This window comes from Mycobacterium sp. IDUB_28, from assembly GCF_055419285.1.
Genome location: NZ_JBVAXK010000012.1, coordinates 111061 through 133013, shown reverse-complemented (window position 1 = coordinate 133013; position 21953 = coordinate 111061). Strand labels below are relative to the sequence as shown.

General features: G+C 67.6%; 20 protein-coding genes. 10 read left to right on the top strand and 10 right to left on the bottom strand.

Features of this window, described 5'->3' with window-relative positions; all coding sequences use genetic code 11:
- Positions 1–43 precede the first annotated feature (43 nt).
- The gene (gene phoU, locus ACZYZ9_RS22405; RefSeq protein WP_463828474.1) at positions 44–682 is read left to right on the top strand and encodes a phosphate signaling complex protein PhoU; all 639 of its coding nucleotides are present in this window, start codon (positions 44–46) and stop codon (positions 680–682) included.
- A gap of 6 nt (positions 683–688) precedes the next feature.
- Here phoU and pstB read toward each other — a convergent pair whose 3' ends face one another.
- Genes pstB through ACZYZ9_RS22380 form a run of 5 tightly spaced genes read right to left on the bottom strand, consistent with a single transcriptional unit; the run spans position 689 to position 5136 of the window.
- The gene (gene pstB, locus ACZYZ9_RS22400) at positions 689–1465 is read right to left on the bottom strand and encodes a phosphate ABC transporter ATP-binding protein PstB (protein WP_463828473.1); all 777 of its coding nucleotides are present in this window, start codon (positions 1463–1465) and stop codon (positions 689–691) included.
- 32 nt (positions 1466–1497) lie between these two features.
- On the bottom strand, positions 1498–2412 hold the full coding sequence (gene pstA, locus ACZYZ9_RS22395) for a phosphate ABC transporter permease PstA (RefSeq protein ID WP_463828472.1): 915 nt from the start codon (positions 2410–2412) through the stop codon (positions 1498–1500).
- Positions 2409–3443, bottom strand: coding sequence for a phosphate ABC transporter permease subunit PstC (pstC, locus tag ACZYZ9_RS22390; protein ID WP_463828471.1), 1035 nt, complete (start codon positions 3441–3443; stop codon positions 2409–2411). The genes pstA and pstC overlap by 4 nt, the downstream gene beginning before the upstream one ends.
- 8 nt (positions 3444–3451) lie before the next feature.
- The gene (gene mshD, locus ACZYZ9_RS22385) at positions 3452–4381 is read right to left on the bottom strand and encodes a mycothiol synthase (RefSeq protein ID WP_463828470.1); all 930 of its coding nucleotides are present in this window, start codon (positions 4379–4381) and stop codon (positions 3452–3454) included.
- Positions 4378–5136: a winged helix-turn-helix transcriptional regulator gene (locus ACZYZ9_RS22380; RefSeq protein ID WP_463828469.1), complete on the bottom strand. Its 759-nt coding sequence runs from the start codon at positions 5134–5136 to the stop codon at positions 4378–4380. Before ACZYZ9_RS22380 ends, mshD begins: the two co-directional genes overlap by 4 nt.
- Positions 5137–5341: 205 nt before the next feature.
- Between ACZYZ9_RS22380 and lmeA the strand changes: the two genes are divergently transcribed.
- The 6 genes from lmeA (at position 5342) to ACZYZ9_RS22350 (ending at position 12461) form a co-directional block, all read left to right on the top strand.
- Positions 5342–6154: a mannan chain length control protein LmeA gene (gene lmeA, locus ACZYZ9_RS22375; protein ID WP_463828468.1), complete on the top strand. Its 813-nt coding sequence runs from the start codon at positions 5342–5344 to the stop codon at positions 6152–6154.
- A gap of 342 nt (positions 6155–6496) precedes the next feature.
- On the top strand, positions 6497–7330 hold the full coding sequence (locus tag ACZYZ9_RS22370) for a sulfurtransferase (RefSeq protein ID WP_463828467.1): 834 nt from the start codon (positions 6497–6499) through the stop codon (positions 7328–7330).
- 1 nt (position 7331) lies between these two features.
- Positions 7332–7634, top strand: a complete 303-nt coding sequence (locus tag ACZYZ9_RS22365; RefSeq protein ID WP_463828466.1) for a DUF1416 domain-containing protein — start codon at positions 7332–7334, stop codon at positions 7632–7634.
- Between the two features lie 138 nt (positions 7635–7772).
- On the top strand, positions 7773–8441 hold the full coding sequence (locus ACZYZ9_RS22360; protein ID WP_463828465.1) for a heme-binding beta-barrel domain-containing protein: 669 nt from the start codon (positions 7773–7775) through the stop codon (positions 8439–8441).
- Positions 8442–8444: 3 nt separating this feature from the next.
- Positions 8445–10814, top strand: coding sequence for a hypothetical protein (locus ACZYZ9_RS22355; RefSeq protein WP_463828464.1), 2370 nt, complete (start codon positions 8445–8447; stop codon positions 10812–10814).
- Between the two features lie 138 nt (positions 10815–10952).
- Positions 10953–12461 (top strand): sensor domain-containing protein, encoded by a 1509-nt coding sequence (locus tag ACZYZ9_RS22350; RefSeq protein ID WP_463828463.1) that lies wholly within the window; start codon positions 10953–10955, stop codon positions 12459–12461.
- Between the two features lie 270 nt (positions 12462–12731).
- Here ACZYZ9_RS22350 and ACZYZ9_RS22345 read toward each other — a convergent pair whose 3' ends face one another.
- Entirely contained in the window at positions 12732–13595 is an 864-nt protein-coding gene (locus ACZYZ9_RS22345) for an aminodeoxychorismate lyase (RefSeq protein ID WP_463828508.1), read from the bottom strand.
- 129 nt (positions 13596–13724) lie between these two features.
- On the opposite strand from ACZYZ9_RS22345, the gene ygfZ reads away from it, so the two are divergent.
- Both ygfZ and ACZYZ9_RS22335 read left to right on the top strand, forming a co-directional pair.
- Positions 13725–14822, top strand: coding sequence for a CAF17-like 4Fe-4S cluster assembly/insertion protein YgfZ (ygfZ, locus tag ACZYZ9_RS22340; RefSeq protein ID WP_463828462.1), 1098 nt, complete (start codon positions 13725–13727; stop codon positions 14820–14822).
- A gap of 169 nt (positions 14823–14991) precedes the next feature.
- Positions 14992–15165, top strand: a complete 174-nt coding sequence (locus tag ACZYZ9_RS22335; protein ID WP_463828461.1) for a DUF3073 domain-containing protein — start codon at positions 14992–14994, stop codon at positions 15163–15165.
- Positions 15166–15226: 61 nt separating this feature from the next.
- Here ACZYZ9_RS22335 and purM read toward each other — a convergent pair whose 3' ends face one another.
- The 3 genes from purM to ACZYZ9_RS22320 form a co-directional block, all read right to left on the bottom strand.
- Entirely contained in the window at positions 15227–16291 is a 1065-nt protein-coding gene (purM, locus tag ACZYZ9_RS22330) for a phosphoribosylformylglycinamidine cyclo-ligase (RefSeq protein WP_463828460.1), read from the bottom strand.
- Positions 16292–16364: 73 nt separating this feature from the next.
- On the bottom strand, positions 16365–17900 hold the full coding sequence (gene purF, locus ACZYZ9_RS22325) for an amidophosphoribosyltransferase (protein ID WP_463828459.1): 1536 nt from the start codon (positions 17898–17900) through the stop codon (positions 16365–16367).
- Positions 17901–18019: 119 nt separating this feature from the next.
- Positions 18020–18418, bottom strand: a complete 399-nt coding sequence (locus ACZYZ9_RS22320) for a sterol carrier family protein (protein ID WP_463828458.1) — start codon at positions 18416–18418, stop codon at positions 18020–18022.
- Between the two features lie 19 nt (positions 18419–18437).
- Here ACZYZ9_RS22320 and ACZYZ9_RS22315 point away from each other — a divergent pair, with 19 nt between their 5' ends.
- The gene (locus ACZYZ9_RS22315) at positions 18438–19649 is read left to right on the top strand and encodes an MCE family protein (RefSeq protein WP_463828457.1); all 1212 of its coding nucleotides are present in this window, start codon (positions 18438–18440) and stop codon (positions 19647–19649) included.
- 3 nt (positions 19650–19652) lie between these two features.
- Here ACZYZ9_RS22315 and purL read toward each other — a convergent pair whose 3' ends face one another.
- Positions 19653–21917 carry a phosphoribosylformylglycinamidine synthase subunit PurL gene (gene purL / locus ACZYZ9_RS22310; RefSeq protein ID WP_463828507.1) on the bottom strand — a complete coding sequence of 755 codons (2265 nt, stop codon included), beginning with the start codon at positions 21915–21917 and terminating at the stop codon, positions 19653–19655.
- Positions 21918–21953 lie beyond the last annotated feature (36 nt).

Genomic DNA, 21953 nt, shown 5'->3' with positions numbered 1-21953 from the left:
GTGCTTCACTCCGATTCCGGCCGGTAGAACGTAGGCTCTACCCATGCGGACCGCTTACCACGAGCAGCTCACGGAACTTTCTGAGCGCCTCGGTCAGATGTGCGGGCTGGCCGGGATGGCAATGGAGCGTGCTACGCAATCGCTCCTGCAGGCCGATCTGGTGCTGGCCGAACAGGTGATCACCGACCACGAACAGATCTCGGCGCTCAGCACGCAGGCGGAGGAGAGCGCCTTCGTACTGCTGGCGCTGCAGGCGCCGGTCGCCGGGGACCTGAGGTCCATCGTCAGTGCAATCCAGATCGTGGCGGATATCGACCGGATGGGGGCGCTGGCCCTGCACGTCGCCAAGATCGCTCGGCGTCGCCATCCCCAGCACGCGCTACCCGAAGTGGTCAACGGCTACTTCGCCGAGATGGGCCGTGTCGCAGTCGAATTGGGCAACAGCGCGCAAGAGGTGCTGATATCCCGCGATCCTGAAAAGGCCGCGCGGATCCGCGAAGAAGACGACGCGATGGACGACCTGCACCGGCACCTGTTCAGCGTGCTGATGGACCGGGAGTGGAAGCACGGTGTGGCTGCCGCCGTCGACGTGACCCTGCTGGGCCGGTTTTACGAACGCTTCGCCGACCATGCGGTCGAGGTGGCCCGGCGGGTCATTTTCCAGGCCACCGGCACGCTGTAGTCGACCTCAGCCGAATCGGCCGGAGATGTAGTCTTCGGTGGCCTTCTGGCTCGGGTTGGAGAAGATCTTCTCGGTGTCGTCGATCTCCACCAAGCGGCCGGGCTTGCCGGTGGCCTCCAGGTTGAAGAACGCCGTCTGATCGCTGACCCGCGCGGCCTGCTGCATGTTGTGGGTGACGATGACGATGGTGTAGTCCTGCTTGAGTTCGCTGATCAGTTCTTCGATCGCCATCGTCGAGATGGGGTCCAGAGCCGAACACGGCTCATCCATCAGCAAAACGTCGGGCTGGACGGCGATGGCCCGGGCGATACACAGCCGCTGCTGCTGCCCACCGGACAATCCGCCGCCCGGTTTGTCCAGCCGGTTCTTGACCTCGTCCCACAGGTTGGCGCCGCGCAGTGAATGCTCGGCGGTCTCGGCCAGCAGCTTGCGGTTGCGCACGCCCTGCAGCTTCAGACCGGCCACCACGTTGTCGCGAATCGACATGGCGGGGAACGGATTCGGCCGCTGAAACACCATTCCGATGGCGCGGCGCACTCCCACCGGATCGATGCGGGTGCCGTAGATGTTCTCGTCGTCGAGCAACACGCTGCCTTCGACCCGTGCACCCGGGATGACCTCGTGCATCCGGTTGAGCGTGCGCAGCACGGTCGTCTTGCCGCAGCCGGACGGGCCGATGAACGCCGTCACGCTGCGCGGCAGCACCGACAATGACACGTCTGCGACCGCGTGAAACGACCCGTAGTAGATGTTGACCTCGTTGAGGTCCAACCGTTTGGCCACTGCTACAGCTCCCGCCTCGATACTGCTTCGGGTCACGCCTTCTTCGGGGCGAGAACTCTCGCGACCACCCTGGCCCCGACGTTGATCATCGCAATCAACAGGACCAGTGTCAGCGCGGCACCCCACAGTGCATCCGTGGGAACCGGATTCTCACCGGCGCCCGCATTCGTCTGGTGATAGATCATGCCGGGCAACGAGCCCATGAACCCGCCGAAGATATCGAACTTCGTCGCGCTCGAGTAACTGACCAGGACCAGCAGCGGTGATGTCTCGCCCAACACCCGGGCCAAGGCCAGCATGATGCCGGCCAGGATGCCGGACAGGCCGGTCGGGAGTACCACCCTGGAGATGGTCTTCCACTTCGGTATTCCCAGCGCGTAACTGGCTTCGCGAAGGTCGACCGGGACGATCCCCAACATCTCCTCGGTGGCCCGTGCGATCACCGGCAACATCAGGACCACCAGCGCCAGCGCCACCGCGAACTGCGAGCGCGGCAGACCCAACACCGCGACCCACACCGCGTAGATGAACAGGGCCGCCACTATCGACGGCAACCCGGCCAGGATGTCCACCGTGAACGTGACCAGGCGCGCCATCACACCGTCGCCCCCGTACTCGGCGAGATAAATCCCGATCGAGATCCCGAGCGGAATCGAGATCACCGCACACACCAGCCCCAGCAGCAGCGTGCCGACGATCGCGTGCAGAGCCCCGCCGCCGGCCGTAGAGACCGAGATACCCGCCTGGGAATGCGTCCACCAGCAGCTGGAGCCGAGTGCCTTCATCCCGCGGACCACCACCGCGCACAGCACCCACACCAGCGGCGCCAAGGCCAGCAGCATCGCCGCGTTCACCAGCAGGGTGGCCACCCGGTCGGCGAATCGGCGGCGCCGACTGAGACCCGAGATTTTTCGCCACTTCAGGGGGCGGTCCAGGAAGGAGGTCATCGCGCTCCCCCGGCCCGCGACCCGGACACGGCGCGCCGCGCCAGCGCGTTGACCACGAACGTGAGGAGGAACAGCACCAGCCCGGCAGCAATGTAGGCACCGGCGCGGTAATGGTTGTCGAATTCAGGTGCGTTGGCGGCGATCTTGGTGGCGAGGGTCGAGCCGCCGTCGAACAGCGACCAGCCGAACTCCTCGCGGGTGCCACGCAGGATGATCAGCAGCGCCATCGTCTCCCCCAGGGCGCGGCCCAGACCCAAGGCCGCGCCGCTGACGAAGCCGGATCGCCCGAAGGGCAGCACGGTCGACTTGACCACTTCCCAGCGGGTGGCGCCGAGAGCCTGCGCGGCCTCGATCTGGTCCGGTGGTGTCTGGGCGAACACTTCACGGGTGACTGCGGTGATGATCGGCAGGATCATCACCGCCAGCACGATCCCGGCGGTGAACAGGGTGCCGCCACCGCTGATCGACCCGTCACCGGCGGCGAACAGAGACCACTGACCCAGGTGGGCGTTGAGCCAGCCGGCCGCCGGACGCAGCTGGGGCGCAAGCACGTGCAGGCCCCACACGCCGTAGATGATCGAGGGCACCGCAGCCAGCAGGTCGACCAGGTACGACAGCGGCGCGACCAGTGACTGCGGCGCGTAGTGGGTGAGGTAGAGCGCCACCCCCAGCGCCACCGGCATCGCCACGACCAGCGCGAACAACGACACGAAGACCGTAACCTGCAGCTGCTCCAGAATGCCGAATCGCAGCGTCGCGGCATCGGTGGTGATCCAGGTGCCGGCGTAGGTGAAGAAATTCTCCCGGTTGCGCGACAGCGCCGGTAAGGCCTGCAGGAGCAGGACGACGCCGATGGCTGAGAGCAGGACGACGATCAGCGCCCCGGAGGCCGCGGACAGCCGACGAAAAAGCCGATCCGCCAGGCGGGGTTCGGGGAGCCCCCGTGAACTGAGCGGAATGACCGGTGGTTCGGGAAAGGGCGCGGCCACGACCTCGCCCGAACCTGCGTCGGCTGGGTTCGGCGTCGTCATGGCGATGCTCAGGTGGCGGCCGCGTAGGCGGTGTCGACGCTGTAGACGGAGAAACCCGTCTTCTCGTAGGTCCGCACCGCGGCCTTGTTGTCGGATTCCACGTACAGCAGCGCGGTGGGATCGGGCCGGTCAGCCAGCCGCTGCGCCAACGAGGCCAGGCCGATCGACGTCAGCGTCTGCCCCAGTCCACGGCCCTGCGCGGCGGGGTCGACGCCCAGCACATAAACCTCCCCCAATCCCGCGGTGCCGGGATGCACCTTGGTCCAGTGAAAGCCCAGCAGTCTCTCGTCTCCGTCCGCGGGGGCGGCCGAGTACGCCAGGAACAGCCCGTCGGGATCGAACCACGGCTCGCCGCGCCGCTCGTCGAGATCTCGTTCGGTCCAACCCCCCTGCTCCGGGTGGTAGGAGAACGCAGCGTTGTTCACGCGCAGCAACTCGTCGTCGTCGGACGGGCCGGCGTAGGTACGGATCCGCAACCCACGCAGCCGATCGGGGTGCACCGGGGCGGGCGCATCGCGCAGCGGACGTCGCATCTGCAGCAGTTCCCGCACGGCGACCAGATCCAGCGCCGCGGCGGTGGCCCGGGCCGCCGCCAGCGTGCCGTGCGCCCAGAACTGGTTGCCACCACCCGATTTGTCCAGGGCCGAGCGCGCCAGCGCGGTCCCGATGCCACGCTGCCGGTGCTGCGGGTGCACGACCAGTTCGGCCATCGCGGCGGCGTCATCTCGCGCGGGCGTGAGATTGAGGTACCCGACGACGGCACCGCCGTCATCACCCTCGACGGCCAGCAGATGATGAGTGCGCTGCTGCGGCAGCTCCCGCAGCACCTGTTCTCCGACCGGCGCGACCTCATCGAATTCTGTTGCCGCGCTGATGATCTCACGGATCGCGCGTTGGTCCTCGGCGGTCAGCGCCGAGCGCCAGGTCAGGGTGGTCACTGACTGCGCAACGGGTCGGCCAGCGGGTCCTGCAGACCGTCTGCCTCGGTTTCGTCCTCGGACTCGGCGGCCGCCGGACGACCGCGCGCAGGCCGAACCGCCTTGTAACCGACGTTGCGGACAGTGCCGATCAGGGCTTCGTGCTCGGAGCCCAATTTGGCGCGCAGCCTGCGGACATGCACATCGACAGTGCGGGTGCCGCCGAAAAAGTCGTATCCCCACACCTCGTGCAGTAACTGAGCACGGGTGAACACCCGGCCGGCGTGCTGGGCCAGGTACTTGAGCAGTTCGAACTCTTTGTAGGTGAGGTCGAGCGGACGGCCGCGCAGTCGGGCGGTGTAGGTGCCTTCGTCGATCACCAATTCGCCCAAACTGACCTTGCCGACGCTTTCCTGATCGGCCAGACCTCCGCGCCGACCGACCACCAGCCGCAACCGGGCATCGATCTCGGCCGGCCCGGTACTGGGCAACAGGATCTCGTCCAGACCCCAATCGGCACTGACCGCCACCAGCCCGCCTTCGCTGACCACGGCCAGCACCGGGACCGACCTACCGGCCGTACTCAACAGCCGGCACAGACCGCGCGCCCCCGACAGGTCGTTACGCGCATCGACCAGGACGACATCCGCGTTGCCTGCCTCCAACAGCGAAGAAGCTTCCGCCGGCGCCGTCCGCACGGAGTGAGGGAGCAGCGACAGCGACGGTAGGACCGGATCGGAATACAGCTCCGAGGTCAGCAGTAGTAGCTCCAACAAGCCCCTCCAGCGTTCGTGGGTAAGGCCTCCAGGCACATCGCGACACATCGCGTTAGCGGCCAGAACATCTAACGATAACGTGCCACCTGGTCTTTGGCCTTCTGACAGGGCGTCGCGGCCCACCGGTACCAGCGGTTAGACCAGCGGATTCGCTGCCGCGCGGCGGTTGTGACCAATGCAACATGGCCCGCGGCGATGTCACAATATGGCGATGCGCAAGATGCTGGTCGGTGCTACCGCCGCGGCGATCACTGTCGGTGTGGTCGGGTTCGGTGCCCTCAGCGTCGATTACGGCGCCAGCATCTACGCCGAATACCGGCTCTCGACCGCAGTTCGCCACGCCGCCGACCTGGGCTCCGATCCGTTCGTGGCGATCCTGGCCTTCCCGTTCATTCCGCAGGCGATGAACCACCGCTACAACGAGCTGGAGATCAAGGCCTACACGGGAGACCAGCCGGCGGTCGGCCGGGCACTGCTCGAGGCCACCATGCACGCGGTGGACCTGACCGACGCATCCTGGCTGATCAGGCCGGACGCCAAAATCCCGGTGGGCGAGCTGGAGAGCCGCATCATCATCGACTCGGTGCACCTGGGCCGCTACCTGGGCATCACCGACCTCATGGTGGAGGCACCCCCGCAGGAGTCCAACGACGCCACCGGCGGGACCACCGAGTCCGGAATATCCGACAGCCACGGACTGGTGTTCAGCGGCACCCCGAAATCGGCGGACTTCGACCACCGCGTCAGCGTGTCGGTGGACCTGTCCATCGCCCCCGAGGACCCCGCGACGCTGGTCATCACCCCCACCGGTGTGCTGACCGGCCCCGACACCGCCGACCAGCGCGTTCCGGATGACAAGCTGACCGCGGTACTGCGCGCCTTCACCGGTAGGTTGTACAGCCAGAAATTGCCGTTCGGCGTGGCGCCGAACACCGTCGGGGCCCGCGGATCCGACGTCATCATCGAAGGCATCACCAACAACGTCACCATCCGACTCGACGACTTCAAACAGTCCTGAGCTTCGGTCCGGTTATCGCTGTTGGCTTGATCACTATGTCATTGGGTAAGCTGACCGACGTGTCAGCCCGCGCCGAGCTTCTGCTCACCAAGTGCCGCACAGTCGACCTGTGCCGCACAGCGGGTTGTTGCTGTTGCTGTAGCTGCTGAGTAGCCGCGCCTCATCTGCGCAGCACTCGGAGCAGCCCGGAATCCCCCCGTGGCATCTCCCCATGCGCAACAGGCATACCTAGGAGTAAGTCCGTGTCGAGCACTACCACCGCCCGAGTGCGTGGACGTCCGCGCCGCCCAGCGGTCGGCTAGCGCTCGAAAATTCACAAAGAGAAATCGAAAGGATCCCACCATGGCACGCTCCGACGTCCTGGTCTCCGCCGACTGGGCGGAGAGCAATCTGGATGCCGCAGGCGTCGTCTTCGTCGAGGTCGACGAGGACACCAGCGCATATGACGGCGGTCACCTGCCCGGCGCGATCAAGCTGGACTGGCGCAGCGACCTGCAGGACCCGGTCAAGCGCGACTTCGTCGACGCACAGCAGTTCTCCAAGCTGCTCTCCGACCGCGGCATCTCCAACGACGACACCGTGATCCTCTACGGCGGCAACAACAACTGGTTCGCCGCCTATGCCTACTGGTATTTCAAGCTGTACGGCCACGAGAAGGTGAAGTTGCTCGACGGCGGCCGCAAGAAGTGGGAACTCGACGGCCGGCCGTTGTCCAGCGATCCGGTCGACCGGCCCGCGACCTCCTATACGGCCGCCGCGCCCGACAATTCGATCCGCGCCTTCCGCGACGAGGTGATCGCGGCCATCGGCACCAAGAACCTCATCGACGTGCGTTCGCCCGACGAGTTCTCCGGCAAGATCCTGGCCCCGGCGCACCTGCCGCAGGAACAGAGCCAGCGGCCCGGCCACGTCCCCAGCGCCATCAACGTGCCGTGGAGCAGGACGGCCAACGAGGACGGCACGTTCAAGTCCGACGATCAGCTGGCCAAGTTGTATGCCGACGCCGGCCTGGACGGCACCAAGGAAACGATTGCCTACTGCCGAATCGGGGAACGATCGTCGCACACCTGGTTCGTGCTGCAGGAGCTGCTCGGACACCAGAACGTGAAGAACTACGACGGCAGTTGGACGGAATACGGCTCCCTGGTGGGTGCCCCGATCGAGTTGGGAAGCTGACATGTGCTCTGCGCCAAAGCAAGGACTGACGTTGCCCGCCAGCGTCGACTTGGAGAAGGAAACCGTGATCACCGGTCGGGTCGTCGACCGGGACGGTCAAGCCGTGGGTGGCGCCTTCGTGCGTCTGCTGGACGCCTCCGACGAGTTCACCGCGGAGGTCGTCGCCTCGGCCACCGGCGATTTCCGGTTCTTCGCCGCGCCCGGTTCGTGGACGTTGCGGGCGCTGTCCAAGCTGGGCAACGGAGACGCCGCGGTGGCACCGCAGGGCGCCGGCGTCCACGAGGTGGACATCAAGATCGCCTGACCGCCTGCGAAGTCACGCGGCTGCGGCGAATAGACTCGGCGTCGTGGTGCTGTTCTTCGAGATCATGCTGGTCCTGGCGACCGGGGTCATCTCCTGGTTTGCGCTGTATGCGCTGTACCGGTTGATCACCGACGAGTCGTGACCCCCAACGACGGCGATGCCGCGGCAGACGACGCGGCGGGTTCGGCGGACCGTGCTGTCGCCGCCGCGGCCGAACGCGCCAAGCTGACCGCTGCCCGCAACATTCCCGCGTTCGACGACCTGCCGCTCCCCTCCGACACCGCCAACCTGCGCGAGGGCGCCAGCCTGAACGACGCGCTGCTGGCGTTGCTGCCGCTGGTCGGGGTGTGGCGCGGCGAGGGTGAGGGCCGCGGAACACACGGCGATTACCGATTCGGCCAGCAGATCGTGGTCTCGCACGACGGCGGCGACTACCTGAACTGGGAAGCCCGCTCGTGGCGCCTGAACGAATCGGGCGGCTACGACGAGCCCGGGCTGCGCGAGTCGGGTTTCTGGCGTTTCGTCAGCGACCCCGACGACCCGACCGAGTCCACGGCGATCGAGCTGCTGCTGGCGCACTCGTCGGGATACGTCGAACTGTTCTACGGCCGGCCGCTCACCCAGTCGTCGTGGGAGCTGGCCACCGATGCGCTGGCACGCAGCCGGTCGGGCGTGCTGGTCGGCGGCGCCAAACGGCTCTACGGCATCGTCGAAGGTGGCGATCTGGGCTACGTCGAGGAGCGCGTAGACGCCGACGGCGCCCTGGTGCCGCACCTGTCGGCACGGCTGGCCCGCTACGTCGGCTGACGGATGCGGCAGACCAGGACCGTACCGCGCCACCTGCGCTGGACCCTGTCCACCGTGGCGGTGGTGCTGATCGCCTATCTGGCCGCGGTCGCGTTCGAGCCCGGCATCCTGGCCGCGCTGCCCCCGGAGCTGCGCTGGTTCGGCCGGCCGGGATCGATGTCGACGACCGCGATCGCGGTGGGCGTGCTGGTCGCCGTCTGCGTCCTGACCTTCCGCTCCAACGCCAGCCACCGGGTGGTGGGTGTCTCGTTCAGCGTGATCGCGGTGCTCATCAGCGTGAGCGCGATCCTGGGCCTCAGCGCCTACTGGAACTGCCACGACGCGAACCACCCGGCCGTCTTCACGCCGCTGATGCTGACCGCCCAGCTGATCAAAGGCAGCAGCGGCGACTACTCCCTGGCCGGTCACGTCTGTCCCGAGCCCACCCCGGTCGGCCTCGAATTAGCCCGTATGGCAGCGGTTTCAGCGATCTTCACCGGCCTCGGCGGAGCGCTGGTCGGCGTGTTCCGGGCGCAGGTGGACCGGCTGCGGGCCAACTTCGCCAATTCGGTCACCGCGATCGTCGGCGTCGACGACGACACCGAATCGATGGTCAGCGGCGTGGCACGCACGCTGGACCGGCGCAGCACCCTGGTGGTCATCACCAGCGCCGGCGACGATCGCGTGCAACGGGTCCGCAGACTCGGCGCCCGGGTGGTGCTGGTGGACTTCAACACACCATCGACGCTGGTGTCGCTGCGGCTGTGGCGTCACCTGGGCCGGCTCTACCTGATGGCCCCCGATCCGGCCGTCAACCTGTTGTGGCTCGACCTGATCGGTCGGCGGCTCGCGGAGGTGGCGGACAAGCGGCGCCTGCCGCTGATCGTGCGCATCGACGACCCGTGGCTGGCTGAGGCATGGCGGGCCCAGCAGTTCGGTGGCTCTGACACCCGGTGGGCCGCGGACGTAGTCGGCAAGTACGAGGTCACCGCGAGCCGACTGTTGGACGGCATCATCGCCACCGGCCATACCAAACGTGTATTCGTCTGCGGCACTTCGCAATTGACGTTGGCCCTGTGCGCGGACCTGACCCGCCGCGCGCTGGAGCGCGAGTTCTACACCCCGCCGGGGGCGCACCCGCTGCCAGCGCTGACCCTGGTGGAACGAGACGCCGAGGAGTACCTCAGGGACCATCACTTCTATCGCCGGCAGGCCGGCTTCGCTTCCGACGGCCCAGCGATCGACGCCGTGTCGGAGGCGCCGACCATCCCGACCATGCTGAGTCTGATCGGCGACACCGACTCCGTCTCGTGCGCGCTGATCCTGGTGGACACCCACACCGCAACCACCGGCACCAGGCTGGCCGCCCGCTTCCCCGACATGCCCATTTTCACCTCCGACCTCAACACCAGCATCGCCGACGATTCGATTCAGGTAGTCGGGATGCTGCAGTCCTACTCGCTGGTGCTCGACACCCGGGAAGGCCAGATCCAGGACGCCTGGGAGCGGGCGGCACGGCTCATTCACGAGCGCTACGTCGCAACCATCGATCCCAGTTGGCCGCGGGGTCCCGCGGCGGTGCCGTGGAGCGAACTCGACGAATTCTACCGGGGCTCGAACCGCCGCCAGGTGCGCAACGCCTTGTGGATGGTCGAGCAGATCGCCGGCCACACCTGGAACACCTGGGGCAATCCACCCGCCCAGCTTTCCGGTCAAGATATGGCGGATTCTCCTGCGCTGGAACAGCTTTCGCTGCTGGGGTTCGACCGGTCCGCGGCCCTGGCGATGGCACGTGCCGAGCACGAAGACTGGTGCCGCTACTACCGGCGCAACGGCTGGAAATACGGGGTACCGCGCGACGACGCCCGCAAAATCCACAACAAGCTCGTCGACTGGTCCGAGGTCGAAAGCGACCCCGACCTGCTGGACGCCGCGGTGCGCAGCCTGGCCGCCACCCTGTGGAGCCTGCGTCAGCTCGGCTACCGGTCCCGCCCACTGTGGCGCCCCTTCACCCGGACCGGGACGGTGGCCGCCGAGCAGCGCAACGAACCGTGGACCTGGCAGTCGGATGCGGGTGCCACGATGCAGGCCGAGCCCGGCGACTGGGCCGTGCACTCCGATGGCAAGACCTGGTCGGTGCGCGACGACATCTTCCAGCTCACCTACGAGCCGGCCGGTGACGGCCAGTGGCGCCGCAAGGGACGTGTGCAGGCCCGCCCGGCCCAGGCCGGGGAGACGATCAACACCCTGGAGGGTCCGACAACGGCCGCGGAGGGTGATTGGGTGGTCCGCGGCGGCGAGGGTGAGCAGTGGCCGGTGCCGGGGCACGAGTTCGGTCAGCGCTACGCCGAATATCACCCGCCCGTCGACGCGCAGCTCCACGACGGCGACTGACCCGCCACTGTGCCGGGTCGTGTCCGAGAGTTTGCCGGAATCGATTGCTGCTGCTGATGCCATGCGCTACCGTCGCCTCACGGTTTCGGCGTATCTGCCTCCCGCACCCTTCCCTTCCCTTCCGTTGAGGAGTCCGCTGTGGCCATCTTCATCAGCTACTCGAGCCAAGACAGGACGTCGCTCGAAGCGCTGACGACCGCCCTGAAAAGAGCCCAACAAAAGGTCTGGTTCGACCAGGAACTCGGCGGTGGGGACGCGTGGTGGAACTCCATCCTGGAGCAGATCCGCTCCTGCGACGTCTTCATCGTCGCGCTGTCCAACAACTGGTTGCAGTCCAAGCCAAGTCAGGCCGAGCTGCGCTACGCCCAGGCGCTGAACCGTCCGATCCTGCCCGTCCAGGTGGGGCCGGTGGACAGCGTGCGGGTCAATCCGGTCTCGGCGCTGCAGATCATCGACTACCAGAACCCGACGGTCGAGGCCGGCATCGGACTGGTCACCGCGATTCACGCCCTGCAGGAGAAGGCGCCGCCGCTGCCCGCACCGCTGCCCGAGGAGCCGCCGTTGCCGTTCGGCTACATCATGCGGCTGGGCAACACCCTGTCGGAGAAGGAGCTCACTCCGCAGCAGCAGATGCAGTTGCTGGTCGAGTTGCGGTCCGGGCTCGATGAGGACGGCTCGGATCCCAGCGCCCGCAGCGACATCGCCCAACTCCTGCGTATGTTGCGGATGCGGCACGACGTCACCTACCGCACCCGCACCGAGATCGACAACGTGCTGGCCGAGATCGAGGCCAGAGACGGTTCACCGGCCGGACCGTCCGTAGCCGGACCACGGCCGGCACCCGCGGCCGACGCCGCGACCCAGGCCGCCCTGCCCAAATCGCCCCCGCCCCCGGCGGTCAGTCCCGGCCCCGCGCCCGGCACCGGCGGGAAGTCTGGCAGCAAGCTACTGCTCATCGGCGGTGCCGCGGTGGCCGCGGTGGTGGCGATCGTATTGGTCGTGGTGTTCGCCGGCGGCGGAGGCAGTAAGAGGCCCGCGGCAAAACCCGGCGCTGCCTCGACCGCCGCGGAGACCGGTGCGTCAGCGCCGGCTGAAATCCAGTCCGTCCTGCTCGACGTAGCCGACATCGGGAATGTCCTGGGTGATCCGAACATGGAGGTCGGTCAGCGCGCCGACGGACTGCGCGCGCCGCAGGGAACCCTGTCGGATCAGGAGTGCCTGTCGGCTTTCGAGCCGTTCCAGGAATCGGTGTATCGCCCGCACGGGCCCACCGCGACGCGCAATGAGGTCGTGCATACCCGCGGAGAGAACCCGGCGCACCGGGTCATTCAAGCGGTGGCGCAGTTCCCTTCGGCTGAGAAGGCACGCGCCTTCGTGGAGGGGTCTGCTACGAGATGGCGTGCCTGCGCCACCAAGACTGTCAAGATCACCAACTCGGGCAAGAGCGGTGAATGGACTTTCGGCGACGTCACCGGCGCCGAAGCAAAGATCAGCCAGACCCGCACCGAGCCCAGCGGCCGGACATGCCAGCACGCCCTCAGCGCAACCGGTGCGCTGGTGGTCGAGGTCGAGGCGTGTGGCAACAACGACGTCACCGATCAAGCCGGCCGGCTCGTCGAACAGATGGCGGCCAAGGCGGCCAGGTAGCGGCGCACCGGCCCGCCCGGCCCACAGATGGAGCGGCCCCCGAGCCGTTCTCCGGTTGGACAGACCGGAGGCTCGGGGGCCGGGTGGCTGCGGGAAATTCGCCAGCGCGCGTTGCTCGCTGACTCTTCCGAGCCGTGCAGCTAGCGCGCAGCCACCTCACATGTCCATGACGCTATCAATTCGCGGACCACCTCCTTTCCTGTGTACTGACGAAACTACCATCGACTCCGAAAGGGTTGCCAGCCTTTTAATTTCGCAGGGCAGGCGCGGTCACCGATCGCTGATGATCGCGGCGTCGACGAGTTCGGCGAAGGTGTCGGCGAACGGCGAACGGCGCAACCGCTGCCCGTCCAAGGTGTGCACCCGGGCGGCCAGCGTCATGCTCGAGATAAGCCAAATACCTTGGGCGGCAACTAAATCCGCAACGCGCAGGGCGCGGTAGTCGCAGTCGTAGCCGGCGCTGCGGGCGACCTCGAACAGCGCCTGTTGGGTGGTGCCCCGCAAGATGGGAAACCATGGCGGCGGTGTGAGCAGAAGTGGACTGCCGTTCTCGCCGGCGGCCGCGATGATTACCGTCGAGCGCGGACCCTCCAGGATGAAGCCATCCGTACTGACGAAGACGACGTCGCCGGCGCCTTGGCGGGCGGCGTGGCGCAGGACCGCCATGTTCACCGCGTACGACAGCGTCTTGGCACCGGCCAGCAGCCACGGCATCGCGTCGATTCCCTTGGCCGGCAACCCCCGATCCAGCGTGATCGCCGCTACGCCGTCGCAGCGCACCGCGGCCACACGGTCCGGGACGGGATTGACCGCGACATACGCGGTAGGGTCCGAACCTCCTTCCCGGCCGCGGCTGTAGATCAGCCGCAGCGCCGCTTCGTCGGCCGTGGTCGACACCCACCGGCGGGTCGCCACGTCGATCGCACGGCGCCACCCGGGCAGGTCGGGGGCGGGCAGGTCCATGAACTTGGCGGACTGGGTCAACCGCTGCAGGTGCGACTCGACCAGGCAGGCCTTGCCATCGCGCACCAGCAGCGTCTCGAAGACCCCGTCGCCGCGAACCGCGGCCAGGTCGTCGGCGTGCAACAACGGCGTCCCGGGATCGACGATCGTGCCGTCGAGGGTGACCACCACACCAGCCATGAGGGGTCAGCCTAGCGATTACTTCCCGCCGAGCGTCACGCCAGCGTGACGCTCAGGGGCGGGCGTCACGCTGGCGTGACGCTCGGCGAGGGCGACGGCGACCCGCCGTAGAGTTGATGTGTGAATCCAGTCCCCGCCCCCGATCCCGGGCCCGACGCCGGCGCGATCTGGCATTACGGCGACCCGCTGGGTGAACAGCGAGCCGGCGACACCGACGCCGTCCTGGTGGACCGGTCGCATCGGGCCGTGCTGACGCTGGCCGGTAACGACCGGCAGCCGTGGCTGCACAACATTTCCACCCAACACGTCAGCGCGCTGCCCGAGGGCGCCGGCACCCAGAACCTCAGCCTGGACGGTCAGGGCCGCGTCGAGGACCACTGGCTTCAGACCGAACTGGGCGGGATCACCTACCTCGACACCGAGCCTTGGCGGGGCCCGCCGTTGCTGGCCTACCTGAGCAAGATGGTCTTCTGGTCCGATGTCACGGTGGCCGCCGCGGACCTGGCGGTGTTGTCGCTGCTCGGTCCGCGACTCGCCGACAAAGCGGTGCTCGACGTGCTGGGCATCGACGTCCTGCCCGCCGACTGGCAGGCGGTCCCGCTGGCCGGGGGTGGTTTCGTGCGCCGGATGCCCGGTGCCACCACCGCGCTGGACCTGCTGGTGCCGCGCGCCGACTCGGTGCGATGGCAGCAGCGGCTACACAGCGCGGGAGTGCAGCCGGCCGGGGTGTGGACCTATGAGGCGCATCGAGTGACCAACCCGGCGCCCGCGCTGCGTCCACGTCTGGGCGTGGACACCGACGAGCGGACCATCCCGCATGAGGTGCGGTGGATCGGCGGCCCCGGCCAGGGAGCGGTGCACCTGGACAAGGGCTGTTATCGCGGCCAGGAGACCGTCGCGCGGGTGCACAATCTGGGCAAACCGCCGCGGATGCTGGCGTTGCTCCACCTGGACGGCTCCGGGGATCGGCCGTCCACCGGTGACCCCGTCACCGCCGGCGGGCGCGCCGTCGGACGACTGGGAACGGTGGTCGACCATGTCGACCTGGGCCCGGTCGCACTGGCGTTGCTGAAACGGGGCGTACCGGCCGATACGGAGTTGTCGACCGGGGCCGACGGCAAGGTGGCCGCGGTGGTTGACGCCGAATCGTTGCCGCCCCTCGATGAGGTGGGTGCCGGGCGGCTGGCGGTCGAACGGCTGCGCGGCGGCAGCCGATGATGTCCGATGCTGGGCATCGGCTGTGACATCCGCCATCTCGCGACCGGCTGGCAGGGCGCGACCACGCGCAGCGGCGCGGCACGGTAAGCTATCGGCAGGACAATGACACTAAGAGATCGGAGCCGCCTACGTGTTAGGCCGCTCCGTTATTTCGCGAGGGGGTTCCCCCATGGGCCGCGGCCGGGCTAAGGCAAAGCAGACCAAGGTTGCTCGAGAACTGAAATACAGCTCCCCTCAAACCGACTTCACGCGGCTTCAGCGCGAGCTGTCCGGGACGAGCACCGATGAATCGGACCGTGGGGATGACGATTCATACGACGACGAGGACGGCTGGCGACCCTAGGTCAGACACATCGACCGTGCCTCTGCCCCATGCAGCGGCACGGTCGATTCAGCGTCTGCGCCTAGAACCGTGGGTGCTGCCCGACGAGCTTGGCCCGCGGGCCTTCTTTCCCGCCCTTGCAGACGGTGCCCAGCACCCAGCAGTTCACGTGGCGCGCAGTCAGAATCGCCCGGGCTCGGTCGGTGTCCTCGGGTGCGACGACGGCAATCATGCCCACCCCCATGTTGAAGGTCTTTTCCATCTCCGGCCGAGAAACCCGGCCGCGTTGGGCGATCATCGCGAACACCGGCGCGGGTGTCCAGGTGCCGCGGTCCACCTCGGCGACCAGCCCGTGCGGGATGACGCGCGCGAGGTTGCCGGCCAGCCCGCCGCCCGTGACGTGGCAGAAGGTGCGGACCTGGGTCTCGGCGGCCAGCGCCAGGCAGTCCTTGGCGTAGATCAGCGTGGGCTCCAGTAGTTCCTCGCCCAGCGTGCGACCGAATTCCTCCACATAGCCGGCCAGGTTCATCCGGTCAATGTCGAGCAGGACCGAACGGGCCAACGAGTAACCGTTGGAATGCAACCCCGACGAGCCCATCCCGATGATCACGTCACCGGGTTTGACGCGGTCCGGGCCCAACACGTCGTCGGCCTCGACCACCCCGACGCCGGTGGCCGAGATGTCGTAGTGGTCCGGCTCCATCAGGCCGGGATGCTCGGCGGTCTCACCGCCCAGCAGCGCGCACCCCGCCCGCACGCACCCTTCGGCGATGCCGCTGACGATCGCTGCCACCCGTTCCGGAACGGTGCGACCGACTGCGATGTAGTCCTGCAGGAACAGTGGTTCGGCCCCGCACACGACGAGGTCGTCGACCACCATGGCGACCAGATCGAGGCCGACGGTGTCGTGCTTGTCCATCGCCTGAGCGACTGCGATCTTGGTGCCCACGCCGTCGGTGGACGCGGCCAGCACGGGTTCGCGGTAGTCACCGCGCAACGCGAACAGGCCGGCGAATCCGCCGAGACCGCCACGTACTTCGGGTCTGGTGGCCTTGGTTGCCAGCGGCTTGAACAAGTCGACAGCGCGGTCACCGGCTTCAATGTCCACCCCGGCCGATGCGTAGGTAACGCCTTCGGGTTCCGTCATCGCGATAAAGGCTACCGGTAGGGGGTGACGTCAGTGAGCGTTACCACCGCTTGCCCGCCCCGAGTCGCTCTCGTCAGTGCGAGACGGGAACTTCGGGGACTTCCGGCTCGGACAACTCGCCCAGTCCGGCGCCGCGCGCGGCGTTGGCAAGCATGTGCTCGATGACGTTCTTGCCCAACGCGCTTTCACTGGGCAACTCGATCGGGTAGGACCCGTCGAAGCACGCCGTGCACAAGCGCGAAGCCGGCTGCTCGGTGGCGGCGATCAGGCCGCGCAACGAGATGTAACCGAGTGAGTCGGCATTGATCGCGTGCCGTACCGCTTCGAGCATCTCGTCTTCGTCCTCGACAGCGTTGGCGATCAGCTCGGCCGGCGACGGGAAATCGATGCCGTAGAAGCACGGCCATTTCACCGGCGGCGAGGCGATGCGGACATGCACCTCCACCGCCCCGGCCTCGCGCAGCATCCGCACCAGGGCACGCTGGGTATTCCCGCGCACGATCGAGTCGTCCACGACGATCAGCCGCTTGCCGCGAATCACCTCTTTGAGGGGATTCAGCTTGAGCCGGATGCCGAGCTGCCGGATCGTCTGCGACGGCTGAATGAAGGTGCGGCCCACGTAGGCGTTCTTCATCAGGCCCTGGCCGTAGGGAATGCCCGATTCCTGCGCGTAACCCACCGCGGCCGGTGTGCCGGACTCGGGCACGCCGATCACCAGGTCGGCGTCCACCGGGCGCTCCCGCGCCAGGCGGCGGCCGATCGCGAGGCGCGCACCGTGGATCGACCGGCCGGCGATGACGCTGTCGGGCCGGGCCAGGTAGACGTACTCGAAGATGCAGCCCTTGGGCGAGGGGTTGGCGAACCGGGTGGAGCGCACCCCGTCGGCGTCGATCGCCAACAGCTCGCCGGGCTCGATGTCACGGACGAAGGATGCACCGACGATGTCCAGCGCCGCGGTTTCGGAGGCGACGACCCAGCCCCGATCCAGCCGTCCCAGCGACAGCGGCCGCACGCCATGCGGGTCGCGGCAGGCGTACAGGGTGTTCTCGTCCATGAAAGTCAGGCAGAACGCGCCACGTACGGTCGGCAGCAGTTCCAATGCCGCCTGCTCCAGGCTGGAGTCGGCAGCTCCGTGGGCCAGCAGCGCGCCCAGGATGTCGGAGTCCGTCGTCGCCGGCGCCGGGCACCTCTTGGCGATCAACCCCGCATCACGGGCCCGGGCGGCAAGTTCTGCGGTGTTGACCAGATTTCCATTGTGTCCCAGCGCAACCCCGGTACCGGCTGCGGTGTTGCGGAAGACCGGCTGCGCGTTTTCCCAGGTCGTGTCGCCGGTGGTGGAGTAGCGGCAGTGGCCGATGGCGACGTGGCCCTCCATGGCCGCCAGCGTCTGCTCGTCGAACACCTGGCTGACCAGACCGAGGTCCTTGAAGACCAGCACCTGGGATCCGTCGGCAACCGCGATGCCCGCCGCCTCCTGGCCGCGATGCTGCAATGCGTAGAGGCCGTAGTAGGTGAGTTTGGCGACGTCCTCGCCGGGGGCCCAGACCCCGAATACGCCACACTCTTCACGAGGCGAATTGAAGTCTTCTTCAGGCTGCTGCGCGGTCACGATGTGGCGGCTCCCTAGGGCGCGGTTAGTGACGCTTACGGAGTCTACGGGCCGCGACGCCCCCGTGCCGAATCAAACCCGCGTGTTGCTGTTCACCGAATCTTCGTGTCGCGGCAAACTCAGTGCTCAGGGCCTAAATCCACGAGCGGCAACCAGTGACATATTTCACTGGCCCGCGAGCCGGACAGCGCCAATTCGCCCGTCGCCGACACATCCTGACACCCCATCAGTCCCGTTGCCACCAACAGCCACGTCCGGGGGTCGGTTTCGACGACATTGGGTGGTGTGCCGCGAGTGTGCCGGGGCCCCGCCACGCACTGCACCGCGACGAAGGGCGGGACCCGGACCTCCACACTCGCGCCCGGCGCGACAGCAGCCAGAGTGCGGGCGGTGAGACGCACCGCCGATCCGAGGGTGGCGCGGTCCGGGGCGGGGCGGGTGGGGTCGCGGAGCCAGTCGGCAACGGCCAACACGGCCTGTCGGGTCTTCACCGGATCGGCGCTATTCCGGGCGGTCATACCTTAGGGTCTCAGAGTCATGGGTCGTCGTTCGGGCGCGCGACCGCCGTTCAAGACCATCGGCCTGCTGACGCTGGTGGTGCTGATGCTCGTCTTCGGGGCGCTGTACTGGCAGTTCCGCGGCAACTTCACCGCGAAGACCAAGCTGACCATGATCGCCCCGCGGGCCGGCCTGGTGATGGACCCCGGCGCGAAGGTCACCTACAACGGTGTGCAGATCGGCCGGGTGGCGGCGATCTCCGAGATCACCCGCGACGGGAGACCGGCGGCGCAGGTGACGCTGGACATCTACCCGCGCTATGTCCCGCAGATCCCGGCCAATGTGGCCGCCGAGATCAAGGCGACCACCGTCTTCGGCAACAAGTACATCGCGCTGAGTTCACCGAAAACCCCATCGCCACAACACATCACGTCTGCGACGGTGATCAACGCCACGCATGTCACCACCGAGTTCAACAGCCTGTTCGAGACGCTGAGCGCCCTCGCCGACAAGGTCGATCCGGTCAAGCTCAACCTGACGCTGAGTGCGGCCGCCCAGGGGTTGACCGGCTTGGGTGGCAAGTTCGGCGCCTCGCTGTCCACCGGCGATGCCATCCTCGCGGACCTCAATCCGCAACTGCCGCAGGCGCGCTTGGACGTTCAGCGGTTGGCGGCGCTGGGCGATGTCTACGCCGACGCCGCGCCCGATCTGCTCGATGCGCTCAACCGGGCCGCCACCACCGCACGCACCGTGGACCGGCAGCGCAGCGAACTGGACGCGGCGCTGCTGGCGTCCGCCGGGCTGGGCCAGATCGGCGCCCCGGTGTTCGAGCGCGCGGGACCGTATCTGGCCCGCGGCGCCGTCGATCTGAGACCCACCGCGGAGCTGCTCGACGAGTACAGCCCGGAGGTCTTCTGCACGCTGCGCAACTACAACCAGGTGGCGCCGCGGATCAAGGCCGCCCTGGGCTCCAACGGATATTCGCTCGGCGCGACGTCCGCGGGCGCCATCACCGGGGCCCCGCCCCCGTACTTCTATCCGGAGAACCTGCCGAGGGTCAACGCCCGCGGCGGGCCGGGCGGCAAACCGGGCTGCTGGCAGACGATCACCCGAACCCTGTGGCCTGCACCATTATTGGTGATGGACGTCGGTGCCAGCCTGGCGCCCTACAATCACTTCGAGCTGCCGTCGCCGCTGGTGCTGGACTACGTGTGGGGACGTCAGCTCGGCGACTACACCATCAATCCCTGAGGCTCACCCGAAGAATCGGGGCAGCACCGCCTCCGACGTCTCCCGCAGTTCGGCCAGCGACACGGTGAACAGCCCCTGCACCTCGATCGCGTCCGAGGCCGGGTCGACGACCCCGACGCGGGCGGCGGGCAGCCCGCGCGCTTCGCACATGGACCGGAACCGGCTCTCCTCGGTGCGCGGCACCGCGACCAGGACCCGGCCCGATGACTCGGAGAACAGCGTCACGAAGGGGTCGGCGTCCTCGGGAAGCACCAGACGGCAACCGATTTCACCGGCCAACGCCGCTTCGACGACGGCCTGGGCCAGGCCACCCTCGGACAGGTCGTGGGCGGCGGTCACCAGCCCGTCCCGCGATGCCGCGCTCAGGATCTCGGCCAGCAGTTGCTCGCGTGCCAGGTCGACAGCGGGCGGTCGCCCGCCGAGATGATCGCCGGTGACCTGCGCCCAGACCGAGCCGTCGAATTCGTCGCGGGTGTCGCCCAGCAGGATCAGGGATTCGCCGGGGTCGGTGCCCAGCGCCGTGGGGATGCGCCGGGTCACGTCGTCGATCACGCCGAGCACGCCGACCACCGGTGTCGGTAGGATCGGCGACGACCCGGTTTGATTGTAGAAGCTGACGTTGCCGCCGGTGACCGGAATCCGCAGTGCCGCACAACCATCGGCCAGTCCGCGCACTGCTTCGGAAAACTGCCACATCACCCCGGGATCCTCCGGCGAGCCGAAGTTGAGGCAGTTGGTCACCGCAACCGGGGTGGCGCCGGTGACGGCGACATTGCGGTAGGCCTCGGCCAGTGCGAGTTGCGCGCCGGTGTAGGGATCCAATTGGGTGTAGCGCCCCGACGCGTCGGTGGACAGCGCGATACCACGCCCGGTCGCCTCGTCGATGCGCAGCACGCCACCATCGGCATGTTCGGCGAGCACGGTGTTGCCGCGCACGTAGCGGTCGTACTGCTCGGTGATGAACGCGCGGCTGCACAGATGCGGGCTGCCAAGCAGCGCAAGCAAAGTCGCGCGCAGCTCGGTGCCCGTCCGGGGCCGGGGCAGCCCGGCGGAGGTGTCGGCGACCAGGGCGTCCTGTGTGTCGGGCCGGGCGACCGGACGTTGATAGACCGGACCTTCGTGGGCCACCGTGCGCGGCGGCACGTCGACGACGGTCTCGCCGTGCCAGGTGATGCGCAACCGGTCACCGTCGGTGACTTCGCCGATCACCGTGGCCAGCACTTCCCACTTGCGGCACACCGCCATGAACGCATCCACGTTCTCCGGTGCCACCACCGCGCACATCCGCTCCTGGGATTCGCTGCACAGCACCTCGGCGGGCGTCATGTATTTGGCTCGCAGCGGGACGGCGTCCAGGTCGATCGCCATGCCTCCGTCTCCAGCGGACGCCAATTCCGATGTGGCGCAGGCTAATCCCGCACCACCCAGGTCCTGGATGCCGATCACCAGCCCGCCGGCGTAGAGCTCGAGACAGCACTCGATGAGCACCTTCTCCATGAACGGGTCGCCGACCTGCACCGACGGCAGCTTCTTGCGGGAGTTCTCCGCGTCGAATGTGTCCGAGGCCAATACCGACACCCCGCCGATCCCGTCCAGGCCGGTGCGCGCACCGAACAGGATGATCTTGTTGCCGGTCCCGGACGCGAAGGCGAGGTGCAGGTCTTCTTGGCGTAATACGCCGACGCACAACGCATTGACCAACGGGTTGCCGGCGTAGCAGGCGTCGAAGACGGTCTCGCCGCCGATATTGGGCAAGCCCAGTGAGTTGCCGTAACCACCGATACCGCGAACCACTCCGTCGACCACGCGGCGCGTGTCGGGCGCCTCGGCGGCCCCGAACCGGAGCTGGTCCATCACAGCGACCGGCCGCGCGCCCATCGCCATGATGTCGCGGACGATGCCGCCGACACCCGTGGCCGCACCCTGGTACGGCTCGACGTAGGACGGGTGGTTGTGCGACTCCACTTTGAAGGTGACCGCCCACCCGTCGCCGATGTCGACCACGCCGGCGTTCTCGCCGATTCCAGCCAACATGCCGGTGCGCATCTCATCGGTGGTCGTCTCACCGAAGTAACGCAGGTGCACCTTGGAGGACTTGTAGGAGCAGTGCTCACTCCACATCACTGAGTACATCGCCAGCTCGGCATCGGTGGGCCGGCGGCCCAGGATCTCCCGGATGCGCTGGTACTCGTCATCCTTGAGGCCCAACTCGTGAAACGGTTGCGGCTGGTCGGGGGTGGTTGCGGCGTGCTCGACGGTGTCAGTCACAGGGCTCGTCACGGACACATTCTAGGTTCACCCCGG

What these genes read in the sequence shown, in the direction of transcription:
- lmeA (WP_463828468.1), top strand. Translation starts at nt 5,342, where the DNA reads ATGGCGATGCGCAAGATGCTGGTCGGTGCTACCGCCGCGGCGATCACT.
- pstC (WP_463828471.1), bottom strand. Translation starts at nt 3,443, where the DNA reads ATGACGACGCCGAACCCAGCCGACGCAGGTTCGGGCGAGGTCGTGGCC.
- ACZYZ9_RS22320 (WP_463828458.1), bottom strand. Translation starts at nt 18,418, where the DNA reads ATGACCGCCCGGAATAGCGCCGATCCGGTGAAGACCCGACAGGCCGTG.
- purM (WP_463828460.1), bottom strand. Translation starts at nt 16,291, where the DNA reads ATGACGGAACCCGAAGGCGTTACCTACGCATCGGCCGGGGTGGACATT.
- ACZYZ9_RS22315 (WP_463828457.1), top strand. Translation starts at nt 18,438, where the DNA reads ATGGGTCGTCGTTCGGGCGCGCGACCGCCGTTCAAGACCATCGGCCTG.
- ACZYZ9_RS22355 (WP_463828464.1), top strand. Translation starts at nt 8,445, where the DNA reads ATGCGGCAGACCAGGACCGTACCGCGCCACCTGCGCTGGACCCTGTCC.
- pstA (WP_463828472.1), bottom strand. Translation starts at nt 2,412, where the DNA reads ATGACCTCCTTCCTGGACCGCCCCCTGAAGTGGCGAAAAATCTCGGGT.
- ACZYZ9_RS22370 (WP_463828467.1), top strand. Translation starts at nt 6,497, where the DNA reads ATGGCACGCTCCGACGTCCTGGTCTCCGCCGACTGGGCGGAGAGCAAT.
- ACZYZ9_RS22335 (WP_463828461.1), top strand. Translation starts at nt 14,992, where the DNA reads ATGGGCCGCGGCCGGGCTAAGGCAAAGCAGACCAAGGTTGCTCGAGAA.
- phoU (WP_463828474.1), top strand. Translation starts at nt 44, where the DNA reads ATGCGGACCGCTTACCACGAGCAGCTCACGGAACTTTCTGAGCGCCTC.
- ACZYZ9_RS22365 (WP_463828466.1), top strand. Translation starts at nt 7,332, where the DNA reads ATGTGCTCTGCGCCAAAGCAAGGACTGACGTTGCCCGCCAGCGTCGAC.